This window comes from Sphingomonas montana, assembly GCF_001956315.1.
Classification (GTDB): domain Bacteria; phylum Pseudomonadota; class Alphaproteobacteria; order Sphingomonadales; family Sphingomonadaceae; genus Sphingomonas_R; species Sphingomonas_R montana.
Map to the genome: position 1 here is coordinate 102,609 of NZ_KV887142.1, position 19,403 is coordinate 122,011.

Consider the following 19,403-nt stretch of genomic DNA (forward strand, 5'->3'; position numbering starts at 1 on the left):
CCTGCGCCTATCGCCGTCGCATTGACGTTTGCGGAAAGGACCGGCGACCGATGCGCTTCGAAGGCACAGCCGATTATGTCGCGACCGACGATCTGAAGGTCGCGGTCAACGCCGCCGTCACGCTCCGCCGCCCATTGCTGGTGAAGGGCGAACCCGGCACCGGCAAGACCGTGCTTGCGCACGAGATCGCACTGGCGGCCGGCGCGCCGCTGATCCAGTGGCACATCAAATCCACCACCAAGGCGCAACAGGGCCTGTACGAATATGACGCGGTCGCCCGCCTGCGCGACGGCCAGCTCGGCGACGCCCGTGTCCACGACATCGCCAACTATATCCGGCGCGGCAAGCTGTGGGATGCGTTCGAAAGCCCCGTCCTGCCCGTCCTGCTGATCGACGAGATCGACAAGGCCGACATCGAATTCCCCAACGACCTGTTGCAGGAACTCGACCGGATGGCATTCGACGTCTACGAAACCGGCCAGACGGTCGCGGCACGCGAACGGCCGATCGTCATCATCACGTCGAACAACGAAAAGGAACTGCCCGACGCGTTCCTGCGTCGCTGCTTCTTCCACTATATAAAATTCCCCGACCGCGGCACGATGCAGGCGATCATCGACGTCCATTTCCCCGGCATCCAGACGATGCTCGTCACCCGCGCGATGGATATCTTCTACGAGATCCGCGACGTCCCCGGCCTGAAGAAGAAGCCATCGACCAGCGAACTGCTCGACTGGCTGAAATTGCTGCTGGCCGAGGACATGCCGCTGGACGTCCTCCAATCCCGCGACACGCGCAGCGCGATTCCGCCGCTGCACGGCGCACTCCTCAAGAACGAACAGGACGTCATGCTCTTCGAACGACTCGCCTTCCTCGCCCGGCGCCAGGGCGCATGAGCATCGTCACCGTCGCCGCACTCGATGCGGCCCGTGACGCCGCCCGGTCCGAAGTCCACAAGCGTGCGCTGAAGGCCGGCGTGAAGGCCGCCGAACCACTCGGCCTCGCGACCTCGATCTGGGGCGAGACGGTCACCGACCTGATCGCCGATATCGAGGATATCTTCCAGCTGACCCCCGAGCAGAAGGCCGCGATCGAACCGGACCTGCTCCACGGCCTCGGCGATTTGATCAGCCATTATGCGCCCGCCACGATCCAGGCCGGCTCGCTGGCGACGGTCATGGCCACGCTGCGCGGGTCGTCGCTGGCGCGCAAGGCCGCGGGCGGCATTGCGGCACGCACTGCCACGCGGATCGGTGGCCGCGTCACGCGCCACGCCGGGTTCGGCGGGGCCGCGGCACGCGCCGTGCTGCGTCGCGCCTGGGTCGTCCCGCTGGCACTCGGCGGTGGCACGGGCGCGCTGTACGAGATTCTCGGCCGGCGCTGCATCAATGCCTGCTACGATTATCTCCACGCGCGCATCACCGCCGGCCTGCCCGCCTGAACGACGCCCCATGTTCCTGAACTTCCTCGACGCGCTGCGCACCGCGGGCCTGCCCGTCGGCATCAAGGAACATCTGCTCCTGCTCGAGGCGCTCGACGCCGACGTGATCGAACGCCGGCCGGAGGATTTCTACTATCTGTCGCGCGCCATCTTCGTGAAGGACGAGGGCCTGTTCGACCGGTTCGACCAGGTGTTCGCGCGCGTCTTCCGCGGTGTCGTCGGCGAAGCGAATCCGGCGCAACCCACCATCCCGGAGGACTGGCTGCGCCAGGTTGCCGAACGCTATCTGTCGCCGGACGAAATGGCGAAGATCCAGGCGCTGGGCGACTGGGACCTGCTGATGAAGACGCTTCAGGAACGGCTGGCCGAACAGCAGGAACGCCATGAGGGCGGCTCCAAATGGGTCGGCACCGGCGGCACCTCCCCGTTCGGCCATGGCGGCTACAACCCGGAAGGCGTCCGGATCGGTGGAGAGGGGCGGCACGGCCGCGCGGTGAAGGTGTGGGACCGCCGCGAGTTTCGCAATCTGGACAACAGCCGCGAACTCGGCACCCGCAACATCAAGGTCGCGCTCCGCCGCCTCCGCCGGTTCGCGCGCACCGGTGCGGCGGACGAACTCGATCTCGACGCGACGATCGATGGCACCGCCAAGCAGGGCTGGCTCGACGTGCGGATGCGCCCGGAACGCCGCAATGCGATCAAGCTGCTGCTGTTCCTCGACATCGGCGGCTCGATGGATGCGCATGTGAAGCTGTGCGAGGAGCTCTTCTCCGCCGCCACGGCCGAGTTCAAGCATCTTGAATTCTTCTATTTCCACAACTGCATCTACGAAGGCGTCTGGCGCGACAATGCCCGCCGCTTCACCGAACGCACGCCCACCTGGGACGTGCTGCACCGCTACGGCCATGACTATAAGCTCGTGCTGGTCGGGGACGCGGCGATGAGCCCGTATGAAATCCAGGTGCCCGGCGGCTCGGTCGAACATATGAACGAGGAGCCGGGCGCGGTCTGGATCGAACGGCTGACCCGCGTCTACCCCAGCGCCGTCTGGCTCAACCCCGCCCCGCGGCAGCACTGGGATTATTCCCAGTCCACCAGCATCCTGCGCGACCTGATGAGCGACCGCATGTACCCGCTGACGCTTGCAGGCCTGGACGACGCGATGCGCACGCTGACGCGCAAGGCGTGAGTTACCCGAGACCGTCGTCCTCCCGGACTTGCTCCGGGGACGCAAGCGCAGCTCCCAGAACTCTGGATCCCGGAGCAAGTCCGGGATGACGGCTGCGCTGCAGGGCAACCGAGAAGCCAGCGCAGGTCGAAGCGGTCACTAACCAACCCATCCCCCGTCATCCCAGCGGACGCTGGGATCCATTATCACGACGGTCGCATCTGACCGACGGCGTAACGACAATGGATCCTGACGTCCGTCGGGATGACGGCTTCGCGATCAGCTACCGACCCTGTGACGTCCAAAAAACCCACCCGAACACCCTCCGCTAACCCATTCCCTCTAAAATACCGCACCATGACCACTCCGCCCCCTCCCCCCCGGTCCCGACTGGTCGAGCTGGACGCGCTTCGCGGCCTTGCCGCGCTGGCCGTCATGCTGTTCCACTTCACCACGCGCTACGCGGAGCTGTACCCTGCCGCCCCGCCGACCCGCTGGTCGGTTCCGTGGGGCCATCACGGCGTCGAACTCTTCTTCGCAATCAGCGGCTTCGTGATCTTCGTCACGCTGGAACGCAGCCGCACGCTGGCCGATTTCGCGGTCTCGCGCGCGTCGCGCCTGTTCCCGGCCTACTGGACCGCGATCCTGCTCACCTCCGCGGTCATGCTGCTCGCCGGCCGCGGGGACCTGCTCCGCTCGCCGACCGAGATCGCCGTGAACCTCACGATGCTGCAAGGCTTCGTGCGGGTCGCGCCCATCGATGCGGCCTATTGGACGCTGTCGATCGAACTCGCCTTCTACGCCGTCATGGCGCTGCTGTGGCGCTGCGACCTGTTCCGCCGGATCGATGTCGTCCTGTTCGGCTGGCTGCTGCTGCCCTGGATATGGGCCTATGCACCGGCACTGACCGGCCACACCCCCTCCTGGCTGCTCGGCCTGCTGCTGATCCAGGCGCAGATCCCCTGGTTCGCGATCGGCATCGCCGCCTACCGGCTGCATGTCGGTGCCGCGGGCCGCGCCACCTGGGTCATCGCCGCCGCACTCGTCACGATCGCGGGGTGCGAAGGGTCGTTCGCGCTGTTCGTCGCGCTGCCGGTCACGCTGGCGATGCTGCTCGTCGCGCTGCGCGGCACGGCGCTGCTGCGCTGGCCGCCGCTGGTCCGGCTCGGCGGCATCTCCTACAGCCTCTATCTGCTCCACCAGAATATCGGCCATGCCCTGATCGCTGCGCTGGAAGCCCGCGGCGTCGCGCCCGACCTCGCCGTCGCCGCCGCGATCGGCGTCGCGGTCCTGCTCGCCACTGCCGTTACCCATGGCATCGAACGCCCCGCCCTGCACGCCGTACGCCGCGCCTCGGCACGAATCAGCCGGGGCGATGCACTACCCCGCCCGCCATCGGCGCCGGTACGCCCGTCGTCCCCGGAAAGCTGATCGGCAGACCCGCCAGCGTCCGCACCGCCATATAGGCGAAGCCTTCCGCCTCGGTCGCGTCGCCGTCCCAGCCCATCGCCTCGATCGGCTCGACCCGGATCGCCGCCCGCGCGCCGATCATGCGCATCAGCGTGGCATTGTGCCGCCCGCCGCCCGCCACGAACAGCCGGTCCGGCCGCGCCGGCACCAGCCGCAACGCCAGCGCCACCGTCTCCGCCGTGAACGCGGTCAGCGTCGCCGCCCCGTCCGCCGCCGACAACCCGCGCGCCGGCTGCATCGAGAAATCGGCACGGTCGAGTGATTTTGGCGCCGGCAGGTCGAACCACGGCGTGTCGAGCATATTGGTCAACACGCTGTCGTCCACCCGCCCCGTCGCCGCCAGCGCACCGTCCGCGTCCTGCGGCAACCCCGCCTCCGCCAGCATCCAGTCGTCGATCAGCGCGTTCGCCGGCCCGGTATCGAACGCCACCAACGCACCATCCGACCCGATCCAGGTCAGGTTCCCCACCCCGCCCAGGTTCAGCACCGCCACCGGCCGCGGCAGGTGCACGCACAGCGCCGCATGATAGACCGGGATCAGCGGTGCCCCCTGCCCGCCCGCCGCCACGTCCGCGCTCCGGAAATCCGCCACCACCGCAATGCCCAGCATCTCCGCCAGCGCCGCGCCGTCGCCGATCTGCCAGGTCCAGCCGCGGTCCGGCCGGTGCGCCACCGTCTGGCCGTGGAACCCGACGACTCCGACGTCCTGCGGCGCGACGCCCGCATCGGCCAGCAACTGCCGCACCGCCAGCGCGTGGCGGCGCGTCACCATGTCGGCCGCCGCCATCACCGACGGACTGGCGCGCGGCCGGTCGAACTGCAACGCCAGCGTGGCGGCATCGCGCAACTGGTCGCGCATGGCCTCCGAATAGGGGTCGCTGCGGAACGCGATCGGGCGGACATGCCCCACCCCGTCCGTCTCCACCAGTGCCGCATCGATTCCGTCGAGCGACGTGCCGGACATCAGTCCGATCGCCAGCATGCTACCCATGGACCCGTTCCCCATGCTAGACGCCCGCGCGTCATGACCGATCATAAATCCGAGCTGCTGCGCCTACTCGATAGCCGCGGCTACATCCACCAGGCGACCGACGCCGCGGCACTCGATGCGCTGGCCTGCACCGGCGTCGTGCCCGGCTACATCGGGTTCGACCCGACCGCCCCCTCGCTCCACGTCGGCAGCCTGGTGCAGATCATGCTGCTGCGTCGCCTGCAACAGGCGGGGCACAAGCCGATCGTTCTGATGGGCGGCGGCACCGGCAAGATCGGCGACCCCAGTTTCAAGGACGAGGCGCGCAAGCTGCTGACCGGCGATACGCTCGATCACAATGTCGCCTCGATCCGCCGCATCTTCGAACGCTTCCTGACCTTCGGTGACGGGCCGACCGACGCGATCATGCTCGACAACGCCGAATGGCTCGACGCGCTCCAGTACATCCCGTTCCTGCGCGACATCGGCCAGCATTTCTCGATCAACCGGATGCTCAGCTTCGATTCGGTGAAGCTCCGGCTCGACCGCGAACAGTCGCTCAGCTTCCTCGAATTCAACTACATGATCCTGCAGGCCTACGACTTCCTCGAACTGTCGCGCCGCGCCGGTTGCCGCCTGCAGATGGGCGGGTCGGACCAGTGGGGCAACATCGTCAACGGCATCGAACTCGCCCGCCGCGTCGATGGGGCGGAGGTGTTCGGCATCACCACCCCGCTCCTCACCACCGCGGACGGCGGCAAGATGGGCAAGACGGTCTCCGGCGCGGTCTGGCTGCACGAGGACCAGCTGCCGCACTACGACTACTGGCAGTTCTGGCGCAACACCGACGACCGCGACGTCGGCCGCTTCCTCCGCCTGTTCACCGATCTGCCGCTCGACGAGATCGCCCGGCTGGAAGCGTTGGAAGGTGCAGAGATCAACGCGGCAAAGAAGGTGCTGGCGGATGCCGCGACGACGCTGTGTCGCGGGGCGGATGCCGCAGCCGAAGCAGCAGAGACGGCCCGCCGCACGTTCGAGGAAGGCTCGGCCGGCGCGTCCCTCCCGACAATCGCCGGCCCGATCGGTGTGGTCGAAGCACTGGTCGCGCTGGGGTTCGCCGCGTCCAACGGCGAGGCCCGTCGCAAGATCGGCGAGGGCGCAGTCAAATTCGACGGGGTTACCGTCACGGACCCAACCCATGGCCTGACGGCGGGCCGCCTGTCGCTCGGCAAGAAGAAGCACGCGCTAATTACCGGCTGAGTGAAACCGGCGGGCGTGTTCAAGCGATCGCGTCGCAACGTAAGGGGGCCATGCGGAACCTCACTCCCGCCATCCCGGACTTGATCCGGGATGGCGGCCAGAAAGCAGAAACTTTCCCGTCCGCTAGCCGGGGCTACGTAAGTCGAGACAACACCATACGGGCAACAGGCAGCCTTGCCCTTCAGGGGAGCGATCGGGGTGGGGGCAACAGCACTTCAACCGCAACGCCGCGATGAGCAAAAGGTCGGCCCCGACCCCTCCCGCAAAGTTACGGACAAGCGATCACTCAGCCGCCACTGCGACCTGTGCCGGTACGAAATCCGCCTCGGCCAGAAACCGCTCCGCATCCAGCGCCGCCATGCACCCCGTCCCCGCCGCGGTGATCGCCTGCCGATAATGCTTGTCCATCACGTCGCCGCAGGCAAACACGCCCTCGATGTTGGTCCGCGTCGTGCCCGGCTGTACCTCCAGATATCCGTCGTCGTCGGTATCCAGATGCCCCTTGAACAGCTCGGTCGACGGATGATGGCCGATTGCCACGAACCCGCCATCGACCGGCAGCCGTTCGATCTCGCCCGTCACCGTATCGCGCAGGTCGAGCGCGACAAGACCCTCGGTCCCGCCGCCGTCCACGAACTCCGCGACCTCCCGGTTCCACAGCACGTTGACGTTGGGGTGCGCGAACAGCCGCTCCTGCAAAATCTTCTCCGCCCGCAACGTGTCGCGACGGTGGATCAGCGTCACATGATGGCTGTGGTTGGTCAGGTACAGCGCCTCCTCGACCGCGGTATTGCCGCCACCGATCACCGCCACCTTCTTGCCGCGGTAGAAGAAGCCATCGCACGTCGCGCAGGCCGACACGCCCTTGCCGCGCAGGGCCGTCTCGCTCTCCAGCCCCAGCCAGCGCGCCTGCGCGCCCGTCGCGATCACCAGCGTATCGCCGGAGTAGATGGTGCCGTCGTCACCCACCAGCCGGAACGGCCGCTGCGACAGGTCGACCGACACGATCTGGTCCCACATCATCGTCGCGCCGACATGCTCGGCCTGCGCCTGCATCTGGTCCATCAGCCACGGCCCCTGGATCACGTCCTTGAACCCGGGATAATTCTCGACGTCCGTCGTCGTCATCAACTGCCCGCCCGGCTGGATCCCCTGAACCACGATCGGCGCCAGCCCCGCGCGTGCGCCATAGATGGCCGCGGACAGCCCGGCAGGGCCGGATCCCAGGATGAGCATGCGGGTGGAATGAACGGCGGCCATGGTAACTCCGGGGTACGGTCTGCTGCGCTTGAGATAGTAGGGCGCGCCGCCAAACCCAAGCGGAAGATGGCTGGGGCATGGCTCATTGCAGTTCCCGAACACCATCACCCCGGACCCGATCCGGGGTCCAGGGCCGCGTGCATAACGCCTGCGTCTCTAGATCGCGGATGAGGTCCGGGGTGACGAGAACGAGCGGGTCTGCTCGCAACCCCGACGCACAAAGAAAAAGGCACGGAGGTCACCCCCCGCGCCTTCATCAGGCCGAAGCCGAAAGGCTCAGGCCTCGACCGTGCCCTTGGCCGGACGCGGGTCGCGGCGCTCGGCGATACGCGCCGACTTGCCGGTACGACCGCGCAGATAATAGAGCTTCGCACGCCGCACGACGCCGCGACGCACGACATCGATCGAATCGATGTTCGGCGAGTAGAGCGGGAACACGCGCTCCACGCCTTCGCCGAAGCTGATCTTGCGGACGGTGAAGGACGAACCCATGCCACGCTGTGCGCGGGCGATGCAGACGCCTTCATAATATTGGACGCGGGTCCGCTCGCCTTCGACCACCTTCACGCCGACCTTGACGGTGTCGCCGGGGCGGAACTGGGGGATGGCGCGTGCCGCGGTGTACTTTTCGATCTGCTCTGCTTCGAGCGTCTGGATGAGGTTCATCCCATCGGTCCTTTACGTCGTTGCCGCGCGCCAGAGGGCGACTGGACCCGAGCGTCCTCATGACGCTCCCAAAGATCCGGCCGCCGTGACCGTGTGTCGATCTCCGCCTGCGCCTTGCGCCATGCATCGATCTTCGCATGATCCCCCGATCGCAGCACCTGCGGGATCATGCGCCCTTCCCATTCCACCGGGCGGGTATAATGCGGATATTCGAGCAGCCCCGTTTCGAAGCTCTCGTCATCCCCGCTGGAAGCGGCACCCATTACGCCGGGAAGCAGCCGGACGCAAGCATCCAGCAGGGTCAGCGCCGCCATCTCGCCCCCCGACAATATATAGTCGCCGATCGACACCGGCTCGATCGCGCGCGCCTCGAACAACCGCTCGTCGATCCCCTCGAACCGCCCGCACAATATGGTCACCCCCAGCCCCGCCGCCAGCGCCCGGACCCGGTCCTGCGTCAACGGCCGCCCGCGCGGCGTCATGGCCAGCAACGGCACGTCCGGCCGCCGTTCGACCGCCGCATCCACCGCGCGGGCCAGCACGTCGGCCCGCATCACCATCCCCGCTCCGCCGCCGGCCGGCGTGTCGTCCACCGACTTGTGCCGGTCGGTCGCGTGATCGCGGATCTGCAAGGGTTCGCACGACCAGCGCCCGTCCGCCAGCGCCCGCCCCGCCATGCTCGCGCCCAGCGGCCCCGGAAACATCTCGGGGTACAAGGTCAGGATGGTCGCGGCCCATGTCATGCCGCGGTCCATCTTCTCACTGACATGGATTGGCAAGCAGGGAACGATCCCCACACTGACGATTTGCTTGGACCATGACGGACAGGACCTACGACGCATTGGTAATCGGTGGCGGCCCGGCCGGGTTGACCGCCGCGATCTACCTCGCCCGCTTCCACCTCGACACATTGGTGGTCGACGCGGGCAAGAGTCGCACGGCGCTGATTCCGCTCAGCCACAACCATGCCGGCTATCCGCAGGGTGTACGGGGGACCGATCTGCTCGCCGACATGCGCACGCAGGCCGCGGAATATGGTGCACCCGTCACCCCCGGCGCGGTGACGAAGCTCGACCGCCACGCCGACGGCCGGTTCTTCGTCGAACTCGACGGTGGCGAAACGCTGTTCGCCCACAGCGTCCTGCTGGCCACCGGCGTCGTCAACAAGCGCCCGCCGATCGACGACACCGTTCATTACGAGGCGCTCGAACGCGGCCTGCTGCGCTACTGCCCGGTCTGCGACGGCTATGAGGTTACCGATCGCAAGGTCGGCATCATCGGCACCGGGTCGCATGGCATGAAGGAAGCCGTCTTCCTGCGCAGCTACACGCGCGATGTCACCCTGATCTCCCCCGACGCCGAACATTGCCTCGGCGACGATGAGATCGCACGGCTCGACGCACTCGGCGTCGTCCGCGTGGCCGGCCCCTGCGACCGGCTGCGGATCGAAGGGGACAGCCTCATCGTCCCCACCCCGCAGGGTGGTCTCGCCTTCGACAGCGTCTACCCTGCACTCGGCTCGGACATCCGCTCGCGCCTGGCGGTCGATCTCGGCGCGGACGCCGGCGACGACGGCTGCATGCATGTCGACGATCACCAGCGCACGACCGTGCCGGGCCTCTATGCCGCGGGCGACGTGGTCATCGGCCTCGACCAGATCAGCCATGCCATGGGTGCCGCCGGCGTCGCCGCCACGACGATGCGCAACGACCTGGCGGAGAAACGCGCGCTGGTGCGGTAGGGAACCACTCTAACCGTCACCCCGGGCTTGACCCGGGGTCCCGCTGCCTTTCGACACGCGGCAGAAGAAGTGGGGCCCCGGATCAAGTCCGGGGCGACGAATAAAAGGCAGCTGCCGCCAACCAAGCCTCAAACCAGAAACGCGTCGTCCACCACCACGCGGTCCGGCTCCAGCACCGCCGCAGGTTCGCTGAACGGCATCATCGCGCGTTTGCCGTCCGGCCGCTCGACCTCGATCACGTCGCCCGCCCCGAAATTCTCGATCGCCACGACATGGCCGATCGGCACCCCCGCGGCATCGACGCAGGGCAGGCCGATCACGTCCGCATGATAATATTCACCCGGCGCCAACGGCGGCAGCGCGGACCGCGGCACCGACAGTTCGGTCCCGCGCATCGCCTCCGCCCCGTTCCGGTCGACGATCTCGGCGAACCGCGCGATCGCGCCGTTCCCGCCCGGCCGCAAGGACTTCAGCGTCAGCGCGCCGTCGTTGAACGACGCATGCGCCTTCAGCCCCGCAACGTCTTCCGCGAAAAGCTTCAGCCGGACTTCGCCGGCAATGCCGTGCGCGCCGATGATGACGGCCAGCGTGATCGGACGATCGGTCATAAGGGTCCCCAAACGCGGAACCCGCCCATCGGCGAAAGCCGGCGGACGGGTCCGGAGATGGCGACCCCGTCACGGGGCCGCCCAATTGTCGCAGGATCCGGCTCAGGCCCCGGTCGTCTCGGCGGTCTCGGCACCTTCGCTCGGTGCGGCGTCGGATGCGCCCTCGGCCGGATCGGTCGCCGACTTGGCTTCGTTCGCGGCGGCCTCGGCGGCGGCGGCCTTGGTCGCGCGCTCCTCGGCCCGCTCCACGGCCTTCTCGCCCGGCTTGCCCTTGTCGGGGTTGGTGCGCGCGGGGCGCTCCTTCACGCCGGCGACGTCCAGGAAGCGGGCGACGCGGTCGGTCGGCTGCGCACCCATCGACAGCCAGTGCTTGGCACGCTCGGTGTCCAGGATCACGCGCTTCTCGTCATCCTTGGCGAGCAGCGGGTTGTAGGTGCCGATCTTCTCGATGAAGCGGCCGTCGCGCGGCGCGCGCGAATTGGCGACGACGATACGATAATAAGGACGCTTCTTGGCGCCACCGCGCGACAGACGGATCGAAACGGACATACTGTATTTCCTTCGTTGATGTTCTGAACTGAAACTTGAAACTGTGTTTGGAGATATGCACTCCACCTCGGGGCCGTCGCCGCGGCGAAAGCCGGGGTCTCGCTCCGTAACGGGCTACCCCTTCACCGAGGGGAATCCCGGCATCCGCCGGGGTGAACGGGACGGATGCTCACTTCTTCTTGAACCCGTTGAACCCGGCCGGCAGGTTGCCCGGACCGCCCAGCCCCGGCAGCCCGCCCGGCATACCGCCGGCAGGGCCCCCCATGCCGCCCATGCCCGGGGCGATGCCGCCCAGCGCCGCCCCCATGCCGCCCTTGCCGAACAGTGCGCCAAGACCCTTCAACCCGCCCATCTTCTTGATCTTCTTCATGGCGGTGGCCATGTCCTGATGCATCTTGAGCACCTTATTGACGTCCTGCACCGTGGTGCCGGATCCCTTGGCGACGCGGATCTTGCGCTTGGCGTTCAGCAGCTCGGGCTTGACGCGCTCCTTCATCGTCATGGACGAGATGATCGCGTCCATTCGCACCAGCACCTTGTCGTCCGCCTGGCCATTGGCCATCGCGTTCTTCACCTGCTTTACGCCGGGCAGCATCGCGGCCAGGCCGGAAATGCCGCCCATCCGCTGCATCTGCGCCAGCTGGGACCTGAGGTCGTTCAGGTCGAACTGCCCCTTGGCCATCTTGGCGGCCAGCGCTTCGGCCTCGCCTTCCTTGATCGTCTCGGCGGCGCGTTCCACCAGCGACACGACGTCGCCCATGCCCAGGATGCGCCCCGCGACGCGGCCCGGATGGAACAGTTCCAGTGCGTCCAGCTTCTCGCCGGTGCCGACGAACTTGATCGGCCGACCCGTCACCGCACGCATCGACAACGCGGCCCCGCCGCGCGCGTCGCCGTCCATGCGGGTCAGCACCACGCCGGTCAGCGGCACCTGATCGGAGAAATTCTTCGCGACGTTGACCGCGTCCTGACCGGTCAGCGCATCGACGACCAGCAGGATCTCCTGCGGCTTGGCGATGTCGGCCACGGCCTTCATCTCGTCCATCAACGCCTGATCGACATGCAGGCGCCCTGCCGTATCGAGCATCACGACGTCGAAACCCTGCAGCTTGGCCGCCTGCAACGCACGCCGCGCGATATCGACCGGCTGCTGTCCCTCGACGATCGGCAGCGTCGCGACCGACGTCTGCGTGCCCAGCGTCGCCAGCTGTTCCTGCGCGGCCGGCCGGTTGACGTCCAGCGACGCCATCATCACGCGCTTGCGGCCACGCTCGGTCAGCCGCTTGGCGATCTTGGCGGTCGTCGTCGTCTTGCCCGACCCCTGCAGGCCGACCATCATCACCACCGCGGGCGGCGCCACGTCCAGCTCCAGGTCGACCTGGTCCGAACCCAGCATCTCGACCAGCGCGTCATTGACGATCTTGACGACCTGCTGCCCGGGCGTCACCGATTTCAGGACGTTCTGGCCGACCGCCTGCTCCGTCGCCTTGTCGACGAATTCGCGCACCACCGGCAACGCGACGTCGGCTTCGAGCAGTGCGATCCGCACTTCGCGCATCGCCGCGCGCACGTCCGCCTCGGCCAGCGCACCACGGCCGCGCAGCTTGTCGAACACACCGCTCAGGCGGTCGCTCAGGGTCTCGAACATTCGCTTCTCCCGCGCCCCGCCCGGGGCAAAATCCGGTTCCGTCCGGGCCAACGCACAAAGCGCCGGCGGGCGAAAACTCGCTGGCCGGCGGGCACCCGCGGGTGCTTGCACATCGGTTCCGGATGGAACGGTCGGTGGCGGCATAGCCCGCAACCGACCGAAACACAATGTGAAACCCGTCGCCAACCCGGCTCATACCGTGCCGCTCCCGTCGCTGGTCTTAACCTATCCTAAAGCGATGGCGTGTCAGGGCCGGGAAATGGCAATTTCGATTTCCCGCCGTACGCCGCGACCCGATCGCTTCGGTCCTGCGGCTGGATCGGACGAGGCGATCATGACGGATGGTCATGGCGTGCTGCTCGTGGGATTGTGGATCATCGTGCTGCTGGCCTGCATCGGGTCGCAACATTTGCCGTCCGCGATCGGTTCGGACGATGCACGCGCCGTCCTGCTCTGCGCGCTGCTGCTCAACATCGCGCTGTCGCTGCTCGGTGCGATCCGCCATCGCCGGCTCCTGGCCGACAGCCGGCTGTGCCGCACGCTGGAGGCGCGGGTCCAGACGCTGGCCTCGCGCGATCCGCTGACCGGCCTCGCCAACCGCCGCACGCTGGCCGAGGTGGCGAGCGGCACGATGATCACCGCGGCACGGCGCGGGCTCAGCATCGCCGTCCTGACCGTGAACCTCGACAATTTCCGCAGCGTCAACGAAGGACCGGGGCATGAGGCCGGCGACGCGGTGCTGGTTGATATGGCCGAGGCGCTCACCGCGCTGATCCCGCCGTCGGCCACCGTCGCACGGCTGGGCGGCGACGAGTTCTGCTGCCTGATGACGTTCGATGCCGGCCGCCCCGCCACGGTCGACGGGCTGGTCGCCGCGATCATGGCCCGCCTGACGCGCCCGCTCGCAGTCGGCCGCGAATCGATCCGTCGCACCGTGTCGATCGGCATCGCCCGCACCGAACCCGGCGACATGACGATCGATGCGGCCATGCGCCGTGCCGACATCGCGCTGTCCGCGGTGAAGAAGGCCGGCGGAGACGCGGCAAGCTGGTTCGACGCCGGCATGGGTCGCGAACTCGCGGTCCGCAACGCGATCGAGGCCGGCCTGCGGACCGCCATCCCCGCCGGCCGCATCGTGCCCTATTATGAACAGCAGATCGATCTTTCGACCGGCCGGCTCGCCGGGTTCGAAGTGCTGGCCCGCTGGGATCATCCGACCGATGGAATCCTGCTGCCAGACCGGTTCATTCCGATCGCGGAGGAAGCCGGGCTCGTTTCCGACCTTTCGATGTCGATCATGCGGCAGGCGTTCGAACATGCCGCCAGCTGGGATCCGGGGCTTACCCTGTCGGTCAACATCAGCCCCGGCCAGCTGAAGGATCCGTGGCTGGCGGAAAAGATCCTGAAACTGCTGATCGAAACTAACTTCCCGCCGCAACGGCTGGAAATCGAGATCACCGAAACGTCGCTGTTCGACAATCTGGCGCTCGCCCAGTCGATCGTCGCCTCGCTTAAGAACCAGGGCGTCCGGCTCGCGCTCGACGATTTCGGCACCGGCTATTCCAGTCTCGCCCATCTGCGCGCGTTGCCGTTCGACCGGATCAAGATCGACAAGAGCTTCGTCATGGCGATGGCCGACGATCCCGAATGCACCGCGATCGTCGAGGCGATCACCCGGCTTGGCCACAGCCTGTCCGTGCCGGTCACCGCCGAGGGCGTCGAAACCGCCGCGATCGCCGGCCGCCTGCGCGCGCTGGGCTGTCACAAGGTGCAGGGCTGGCACTATGGCCGCCCGCTCGACGTGCAGCAGGTCCGCCGCCTGCTCGCCGACCGTTCGCTGCTCGGCACCGCCCGCGCCGCCTGACCCGCTCGGATACGACCACTTCGGACCAGGCAGCTGTTCTCCCGTACGGTTCGGCACGATCGTCCAATCAGACGTCGTCATGCTTCGGCTGCGCGCCCGCCACGGCCACCTGCCCCGAGAAAGTTGGACTTCCCCTGCCCCCGCACCTAGATCGCGGCGCATGACGATCCGCTTCACCAAGATGCACGGGCTGGGCAACGACTTCGTCGTCATCGACGGTCGCGCTGCCCCGGTCGCGCTCGATGCCGCGCGGGTGCGCGCCATCGCCGATCGCCGCACCGGGGTCGGCTGCGACCAGCTGATCCTGCTGTCCGGCCATGCCGACGCCGGCAGCATCGACATGCGCATCTTCAACGCGGACGGGTCGGAAGTATCCGCCTGTGGCAATGCGACGCGCTGCGTGCCCGTCCTTCTGGGCCATGACGTCACCGTCGTCACCGCTGCCGGGCGGCTGGACGCACGGCTGTCGGACGGCGGCGCCGCGGTCGATATGGGGCTGCCCGATTTCGCGTGGGATGCCGTCCCGATCGCCTATCCGATGGATACCACCGCGCTGCCCGTCGCCTGGGAGATGCTGGAACGGCCGGTCGCGCTGTCGGTCGGCAATCCGCACCTCGTCTTCTTCGTCGCCGATATCGACGCCGTCCCGCTCGACCGGATCGGTCCGACGATCGAGACGGACCCGCTGTTCCCGGAACGGATCAACGTCAACATCGCCAGCGCCACCGATCGCGGCCATGTCCGGATGCGGACATGGGAACGCGGGGCCGGCCTGACGCGCGCCTGCGGCACCGGTGCCTGCGCGACGTTCGCCGCCGGCCGCCGACTGGGGCTGCTGGACGACCGCGTCCAGCTGACCCTGCCCGGCGGCGACCTCATCCTGGCCGATATCGATGGCCGCCTGTCGATGACGGGGGCTGCGGTCCGCGTCTTCGACGGCACGCTATCCGGGGAATTCACCGCATGACCGAACCGAGCTGGCACGAAAAGCTGATTGGCGGCTTCCGTCGCACGTCGGACAAGCTGGGCGACAACCTGTCCGGCCTGTTTACCAAGGCCGCGCTCGATACCGAGACGCTCGACGGGATCGAGGAGGCGCTGATCGCGTCCGATCTCGGCCCCGCCACCGCGGCCCGCATCCGCGCGACGCTTGGTTCCGCGCGCTACGAACGCGGGCTGGACGAGGCCGGCGTGCGGCAGGTGGTCGCCGACGAGATCGCCGCCATCCTGACCCCCGTCGCCAAGCCGCTGGAGATCGAGGCCTTCCCCCGGCCGCAGGTCATTCTGGTCATCGGCGTCAACGGCTCCGGCAAGACCACGACCATCGCCAAACTCGCCCACCTGCTGCAGGAACAGGATTACGAGGTGATGCTGGTCGCCGGCGACACGTTCCGCGCCGCCGCGATCGGGCAGCTGAAGGTCTGGGCCGAACGGCTGAACATCCCGATCATCTCCGGCAAGGAAGGCGGCGACGCGGCCAGCCTGGTGTTCGAAGGCGTGAAGCAGGGCACCGCGCGCGGCACCGACGTGCTGATCGTCGACACCGCCGGCCGGTTGCAGAACAAGGCCGGGCTGATGGACGAACTGTCCAAGATCCGCCGCGTGCTGGGCCGCCTGAACCCGGCGGCCCCGCATGACGTCGTGCTGGTGCTCGATGCCACCACCGGCCAGAATGCGCTCAACCAGATCGAGGTGTTCGGCGCGTCGGCCGGCGTTACCGGCCTCGTCATGACCAAGCTGGACGGCAGCGCGCGCGGCGGCACGCTGGTCGCCGCGGCCGAAAAATACGGCATGCCGATCCACGCGATCGGGGTGGGCGAGACGATCGAGGACCTTCGCCCGTTCGATCCGCAGGAGGTGGCGCGCGCCATCGCCGGCGTCGAACGGCTCGCCTCGTCGAAGAATCCGGCATGAGCGGCGCTACGCCCCCCGCCACGCCGGCCGCCGCCAAGGAACGCGGTCCGCTCGTCGGTCTTGCGCTCGACCTTGGGCCGCTCGCGGTCTTCTTCCTGGCCAATGTGCTGACGAAGAACATCTTCCTCGCCACGCTGGTCTTCATGATCGCGACCGCCGCGGCGATGCTGGCCGCGCGCATCTTCCACGGCAAGGTTTCGCCGATGCTGGCGATCTCCGGCCTCATGGTCCTGGTGTTCGGCGGCCTGACCATCTGGCTGCACAGCGAGACGTTCATCAAGCTCAAGCCGACGATCTACTACGTCATGGTCGCCGCCATCCTGTTCTTCGGCCTCTGGACGAACCGCCCGACGCTGAAGGTCGTGCTGGGCGCCGCCTATCCGGGCCTCAGCGATCGCGGCTGGGCGCTGCTGTCGCGCAACTGGGCCTGGTTCTTCCTCGTACTGGCGATCGCGAACGAGATCATGTGGCGCAACACCAGCACCGATTTCTGGCTGGGCTACAAACTGTGGGGCGCGATGCCCGCAACCGTGATCTTCGCGCTCGCCAACATCCCGCTGCTGATGAAACATGGGCTGGACATGAAGACGGCGGAATCGGACCCGCCGATTCCGCCGCAGGGCTGACGCGGGCGGCGGCCCGCGCCGTCATTCAGCGCCTGTGGTGGGCGTTGCCACGACGCGAATGCGACGGCCGACCATGGTGCCGGTCGTTGCGATGCCGGTTATAGTAGCGACCGCGTCCGCGCCGCTCGTTGCGACCATAATGCCGGTCGTTCCGGTCGTAACGGTCGCCACGATCATAGCGATCGCTGCGATCGTAACGCGACTGCGCCTTGGCCTGCGCGGGCGCGACGACTGCCACTGCCGGGATCATTGCGGCTAATGCCATGATGAAAGTCCTGATGCGCATCCGTCGTCTCCTGATTGAGTGAGACGCCTTTGCGACCTGCCAGGTGAACCCGCTCTGTGCGCCGCTGTAGGCTGAGGTTCACATGGCCCCGAACCCACGGACACAGAAAGGCCCTCTCCCGTCTTCGCGGGAGAGGGCTTCGGTCGCTTCAGGCGGGGCAGGTGCATGTCACCATCACCCCGCTCCGTAAGTTCAGCCCTTCGCAGCCTCGTACCGCTGCCCGGCCTTGTCCCAGTCGACCACGTCCCACCAGGCCTTCAGGTAATCCGGCCGGCGGTTGTTGTACTTCAGATAATAGGCGTGCTCCCACACGTCGTTGCCGAGCACGGGCGTGCCCTTCACCTCGGCCACGTCCATCAGCGGGTTGTCCTGGTTCGGCGTCGACGTGATCTGCAACGCGCCGCTGCCGTCCACGATCAGCCAGGCCCAGCCCGACCCGAACTGCGCGACGCCTGCCGCGTTGAACTTGGTCTTGAACTCGTCCACCGAACCGAACGTCTCTTCGATCGCCGCCTTCAGCGCGCCGGATGGCTGCCCGCCGCCTGCCTTCATCGTCTCCCAGAAGAAGATGTGGTTCCAGTAACCGCCGCCATTGTTGCGCACGGCCTTGGGATAGGCGGAAATGCCCGACACGATCTCTTCGATCGACTTGGTCGCCAGCGCGTCGTCCGCGGCCACCGCTTCGTTCAGCTTGTCGGTATAGGCCTGGTGATGCTTGTCGTGATGCAGCTTCATCGTCTCCGCATCGATCGTCGGCTCCAGCGCCGCATAGTCATAGGGAAGCGGGGGAAGTTCGAACGCCATCGTCTGTCTCCTTGGACGGTTCCGTCGCGCTTCCTAACGCAGCGCGCGCCGGAACGATGCCCCTTATATCGCAGCCCCCTACCCCAGCAACGCGTGGCGCTTCAGGCAATGCCGCAACTGGTCGTAACTCAGCCCCAGCGCCTTGGCGGTGGCGCGCTGGTTGAACCGGTGCTGCGCCATCGCCGCCTCGATGATCGCCTTCTCATACCCGTCCACTGCCCCGCGCAGGTCGCTGACGACCTCGACGGTCGGCGCACGCCCCACCGCCGCCGCTGCCGTCTCCCGCTGCGTGTTCGGGATCGAACAGGCCTCGCGCCCCACCGGAGCCCAGGGCGAGGCGAACGGATCGAACTGGATCGCATCGACCGCGCGCTCCGGATCGTCCCAGCGGTACACCGCGCGCTCCACCACGTTGCGCAGTTCGCGGACATTGCCCGGCCACGGATGCGCCACCAGCGCCGCCATTCCCGCATCGGTAAAGCCCGGCCAGTGTGTCCAGCCCAGTTCCGCCGCCATCCGCCGGGCGAAATGCTCCGCCAGCACCGGTACGTCGCCTGTCCGCGCGCGCAGCGGCGGCAGCGTGATGACCTCGAACGACAACCGGTCGAGCAGGTCGGCACGGAACCGCCCCGTCTCGCACAGCGCCGGCAGATGCTCGTTCGTCGCCGCCACGATCCGCACGTCGACGCGGATCGCGCGGTTCGACCCGATCCGGTTCACCTCGCCATATTCCACCGCGCGCAACAACCGCTCCTGCGCGCCCGAACTCAGCGTCGCCAGCTCGTCCAGAAACAGCGTGCCGCCATGCGCCTCCTCGAACCGCCCGGGCCGCGCCTTGGTCGCGCCTGTGAACGCGCCCGCCTCATGCCCGAACAGCTCCGCCTCGATCAGCGTCTCGGGCAGCGCGGCACAGTTCAGCGTGACCAGCGGCCCCGACCAGCGCTGCGACAGCCGGTGGAGCCGCTCCGCGATCAGTTCCTTGCCCGTGCCGCGCTCGCCAATCACCAGCACCGGCCGGTCGAGCGCCGCCGCCCGGCTCGCCCGCTCCACAGTGTCGAGGAAAACCGATGATTCGCCGATGAAGCTGCTGGTCCGTTCCATGCCGAAATAATGGCGTCATTTCCCAAC

Annotated in this window: 20 protein-coding genes; 10 read left to right on the top strand and 10 right to left on the bottom strand. The window is 67.6% G+C overall.

The window, feature by feature from the left end; translation table 11 throughout:
* Nucleotides 1-50: 50 nt before the first annotated feature.
* From BKY59_RS03140 to BKY59_RS03155, 4 genes are all read left to right on the top strand, one after another.
* Complete coding sequence (locus BKY59_RS03140; protein WP_076068640.1) at nt 51-896, top strand: AAA family ATPase; 846 nt, start codon at nt 51-53, stop codon at nt 894-896.
* Entirely contained in the window at nt 893-1,441 is a 549-nt protein-coding gene (locus BKY59_RS03145) for a hypothetical protein (RefSeq protein ID WP_076068641.1), read from the top strand. The genes BKY59_RS03140 and BKY59_RS03145 overlap by 4 nt, the downstream gene beginning before the upstream one ends.
* A 10-nt stretch (nt 1,442-1,451) precedes the next feature.
* The gene (locus BKY59_RS03150) at nt 1,452-2,630 is read left to right on the top strand and encodes a vWA domain-containing protein (RefSeq protein WP_076068642.1); all 1,179 of its coding nucleotides are present in this window, start codon (nt 1,452-1,454) and stop codon (nt 2,628-2,630) included.
* A 336-nt stretch (nt 2,631-2,966) separates the two neighbouring features.
* The gene (locus tag BKY59_RS03155; protein ID WP_076068643.1) at nt 2,967-4,040 is read left to right on the top strand and encodes an acyltransferase family protein; all 1,074 of its coding nucleotides are present in this window, start codon (nt 2,967-2,969) and stop codon (nt 4,038-4,040) included.
* Here the strand turns inward: BKY59_RS03155 and BKY59_RS03160 are convergent.
* Nucleotides 3,973-5,061 (bottom strand): anhydro-N-acetylmuramic acid kinase, encoded by a 1,089-nt coding sequence (locus BKY59_RS03160; RefSeq protein WP_206362005.1) that lies wholly within the window; start codon nt 5,059-5,061, stop codon nt 3,973-3,975. The genes BKY59_RS03155 and BKY59_RS03160 overlap by 68 nt on opposite strands.
* 42 nt (nt 5,062-5,103) lie before the next feature.
* On the opposite strand from BKY59_RS03160, the gene tyrS reads away from it, so the two are divergent.
* Nucleotides 5,104-6,309 carry a tyrosine--tRNA ligase gene (gene tyrS / locus BKY59_RS03165; protein ID WP_076068644.1) on the top strand — a complete coding sequence of 402 codons (1,206 nt, stop codon included), beginning with the start codon at nt 5,104-5,106 and terminating at the stop codon, nt 6,307-6,309.
* A gap of 282 nt (nt 6,310-6,591) precedes the next feature.
* On the opposite strand, the gene trxB is transcribed toward tyrS, so the two are convergent.
* From trxB to trmD, 3 genes are all read right to left on the bottom strand, one after another.
* Nucleotides 6,592-7,569 (bottom strand): thioredoxin-disulfide reductase, encoded by a 978-nt coding sequence (gene trxB, locus BKY59_RS03170; protein ID WP_076068645.1) that lies wholly within the window; start codon nt 7,567-7,569, stop codon nt 6,592-6,594.
* 276 nt (nt 7,570-7,845) lie between these two features.
* Complete coding sequence (rplS, locus tag BKY59_RS03175) at nt 7,846-8,235, bottom strand: 50S ribosomal protein L19 (RefSeq protein WP_076068646.1); 390 nt, start codon at nt 8,233-8,235, stop codon at nt 7,846-7,848.
* Nucleotides 8,232-8,978: a tRNA (guanosine(37)-N1)-methyltransferase TrmD gene (gene trmD, locus BKY59_RS03180; RefSeq protein WP_076068713.1), complete on the bottom strand. Its 747-nt coding sequence runs from the start codon at nt 8,976-8,978 to the stop codon at nt 8,232-8,234. Before trmD ends, rplS begins: the two co-directional genes overlap by 4 nt.
* Before the next feature lie 74 nt (nt 8,979-9,052).
* Between trmD and BKY59_RS03185 the strand changes: the two genes are divergently transcribed.
* Nucleotides 9,053-9,976, top strand: a complete 924-nt coding sequence (locus tag BKY59_RS03185; protein WP_076068647.1) for an NAD(P)/FAD-dependent oxidoreductase — start codon at nt 9,053-9,055, stop codon at nt 9,974-9,976.
* Nucleotides 9,977-10,104: 128 nt separating this feature from the next.
* Here BKY59_RS03185 and rimM read toward each other — a convergent pair whose 3' ends face one another.
* The 3 genes from rimM to ffh all read right to left on the bottom strand — a co-directional run bounded on the left by rimM (nt 10,105) and on the right by ffh (nt 12,781).
* Complete coding sequence (gene rimM / locus BKY59_RS03190; protein WP_076068648.1) at nt 10,105-10,584, bottom strand: ribosome maturation factor RimM; 480 nt, start codon at nt 10,582-10,584, stop codon at nt 10,105-10,107.
* Nucleotides 10,585-10,686: 102 nt separating this feature from the next.
* Nucleotides 10,687-11,133, bottom strand: coding sequence for a 30S ribosomal protein S16 (gene rpsP / locus BKY59_RS03195; RefSeq protein ID WP_076068649.1), 447 nt, complete (start codon nt 11,131-11,133; stop codon nt 10,687-10,689).
* Nucleotides 11,134-11,302: 169 nt separating this feature from the next.
* The gene (gene ffh / locus BKY59_RS03200; protein ID WP_076068650.1) at nt 11,303-12,781 is read right to left on the bottom strand and encodes a signal recognition particle protein; all 1,479 of its coding nucleotides are present in this window, start codon (nt 12,779-12,781) and stop codon (nt 11,303-11,305) included.
* Nucleotides 12,782-13,115: 334 nt separating this feature from the next.
* Between ffh and BKY59_RS03205 the strand changes: the two genes are divergently transcribed.
* The 4 genes from BKY59_RS03205 to BKY59_RS03220 all read left to right on the top strand — a co-directional run bounded on the left by BKY59_RS03205 (nt 13,116) and on the right by BKY59_RS03220 (nt 17,185).
* On the top strand, nt 13,116-14,645 hold the full coding sequence (locus BKY59_RS03205) for a putative bifunctional diguanylate cyclase/phosphodiesterase (RefSeq protein WP_240499934.1): 1,530 nt from the start codon (nt 13,116-13,118) through the stop codon (nt 14,643-14,645).
* A gap of 160 nt (nt 14,646-14,805) precedes the next feature.
* A complete protein-coding gene (dapF, locus tag BKY59_RS03210) occupies nt 14,806-15,612 on the top strand; it encodes a diaminopimelate epimerase (RefSeq protein ID WP_076068651.1) in 807 nt (268 codons plus the stop codon).
* Nucleotides 15,609-16,559: a signal recognition particle-docking protein FtsY gene (gene ftsY, locus BKY59_RS03215; RefSeq protein WP_076068652.1), complete on the top strand. Its 951-nt coding sequence runs from the start codon at nt 15,609-15,611 to the stop codon at nt 16,557-16,559. The genes dapF and ftsY overlap by 4 nt, the downstream gene beginning before the upstream one ends.
* Entirely contained in the window at nt 16,556-17,185 is a 630-nt protein-coding gene (locus BKY59_RS03220; protein WP_076068653.1) for a septation protein A, read from the top strand. The genes ftsY and BKY59_RS03220 overlap by 4 nt, the downstream gene beginning before the upstream one ends.
* Before the next feature lie 25 nt (nt 17,186-17,210).
* Here BKY59_RS03220 and BKY59_RS03225 read toward each other — a convergent pair whose 3' ends face one another.
* The 3 genes from BKY59_RS03225 to pspF form a co-directional block, all read right to left on the bottom strand.
* On the bottom strand, nt 17,211-17,450 hold the full coding sequence (locus BKY59_RS03225; protein ID WP_129586173.1) for a hypothetical protein: 240 nt from the start codon (nt 17,448-17,450) through the stop codon (nt 17,211-17,213).
* Nucleotides 17,451-17,663: 213 nt separating this feature from the next.
* On the bottom strand, nt 17,664-18,275 hold the full coding sequence (locus BKY59_RS03230) for a superoxide dismutase (protein WP_076068655.1): 612 nt from the start codon (nt 18,273-18,275) through the stop codon (nt 17,664-17,666).
* Nucleotides 18,276-18,353: 78 nt separating this feature from the next.
* Nucleotides 18,354-19,376, bottom strand: a complete 1,023-nt coding sequence (gene pspF, locus BKY59_RS03235; protein WP_076068656.1) for a phage shock protein operon transcriptional activator — start codon at nt 19,374-19,376, stop codon at nt 18,354-18,356.
* Nucleotides 19,377-19,403 lie beyond the last annotated feature (27 nt).

What these genes read in the sequence shown, in the direction of transcription:
- BKY59_RS03230 (WP_076068655.1), bottom strand. Translation starts at nt 18,275, where the DNA reads ATGGCGTTCGAACTTCCCCCGCTTCCCTATGACTATGCGGCGCTGGAG.
- BKY59_RS03155 (WP_076068643.1), top strand. Translation starts at nt 2,967, where the DNA reads ATGACCACTCCGCCCCCTCCCCCCCGGTCCCGACTGGTCGAGCTGGAC.
- BKY59_RS03205 (WP_240499934.1), top strand. Translation starts at nt 13,116, where the DNA reads ATGACGGATGGTCATGGCGTGCTGCTCGTGGGATTGTGGATCATCGTG.
- BKY59_RS03145 (WP_076068641.1), top strand. Translation starts at nt 893, where the DNA reads ATGAGCATCGTCACCGTCGCCGCACTCGATGCGGCCCGTGACGCCGCC.
- rplS (WP_076068646.1), bottom strand. Translation starts at nt 8,235, where the DNA reads ATGAACCTCATCCAGACGCTCGAAGCAGAGCAGATCGAAAAGTACACC.
- ffh (WP_076068650.1), bottom strand. Translation starts at nt 12,781, where the DNA reads ATGTTCGAGACCCTGAGCGACCGCCTGAGCGGTGTGTTCGACAAGCTG.
- dapF (WP_076068651.1), top strand. Translation starts at nt 14,806, where the DNA reads ATGACGATCCGCTTCACCAAGATGCACGGGCTGGGCAACGACTTCGTC.
- rpsP (WP_076068649.1), bottom strand. Translation starts at nt 11,133, where the DNA reads ATGTCCGTTTCGATCCGTCTGTCGCGCGGTGGCGCCAAGAAGCGTCCT.
- ftsY (WP_076068652.1), top strand. Translation starts at nt 15,609, where the DNA reads ATGACCGAACCGAGCTGGCACGAAAAGCTGATTGGCGGCTTCCGTCGC.
- trmD (WP_076068713.1), bottom strand. Translation starts at nt 8,978, where the DNA reads ATGACATGGGCCGCGACCATCCTGACCTTGTACCCCGAGATGTTTCCG.
- pspF (WP_076068656.1), bottom strand. Translation starts at nt 19,376, where the DNA reads ATGGAACGGACCAGCAGCTTCATCGGCGAATCATCGGTTTTCCTCGAC.
- trxB (WP_076068645.1), bottom strand. Translation starts at nt 7,569, where the DNA reads ATGGCCGCCGTTCATTCCACCCGCATGCTCATCCTGGGATCCGGCCCT.
- BKY59_RS03140 (WP_076068640.1), top strand. Translation starts at nt 51, where the DNA reads ATGCGCTTCGAAGGCACAGCCGATTATGTCGCGACCGACGATCTGAAG.
- BKY59_RS03150 (WP_076068642.1), top strand. Translation starts at nt 1,452, where the DNA reads ATGTTCCTGAACTTCCTCGACGCGCTGCGCACCGCGGGCCTGCCCGTC.
- BKY59_RS03160 (WP_206362005.1), bottom strand. Translation starts at nt 5,061, where the DNA reads ATGCTGGCGATCGGACTGATGTCCGGCACGTCGCTCGACGGAATCGAT.
- BKY59_RS03225 (WP_129586173.1), bottom strand. Translation starts at nt 17,450, where the DNA reads ATGGCATTAGCCGCAATGATCCCGGCAGTGGCAGTCGTCGCGCCCGCG.
- rimM (WP_076068648.1), bottom strand. Translation starts at nt 10,584, where the DNA reads ATGACCGATCGTCCGATCACGCTGGCCGTCATCATCGGCGCGCACGGC.
- BKY59_RS03185 (WP_076068647.1), top strand. Translation starts at nt 9,053, where the DNA reads ATGACGGACAGGACCTACGACGCATTGGTAATCGGTGGCGGCCCGGCC.
- BKY59_RS03220 (WP_076068653.1), top strand. Translation starts at nt 16,556, where the DNA reads ATGAGCGGCGCTACGCCCCCCGCCACGCCGGCCGCCGCCAAGGAACGC.
- tyrS (WP_076068644.1), top strand. Translation starts at nt 5,104, where the DNA reads ATGACCGATCATAAATCCGAGCTGCTGCGCCTACTCGATAGCCGCGGC.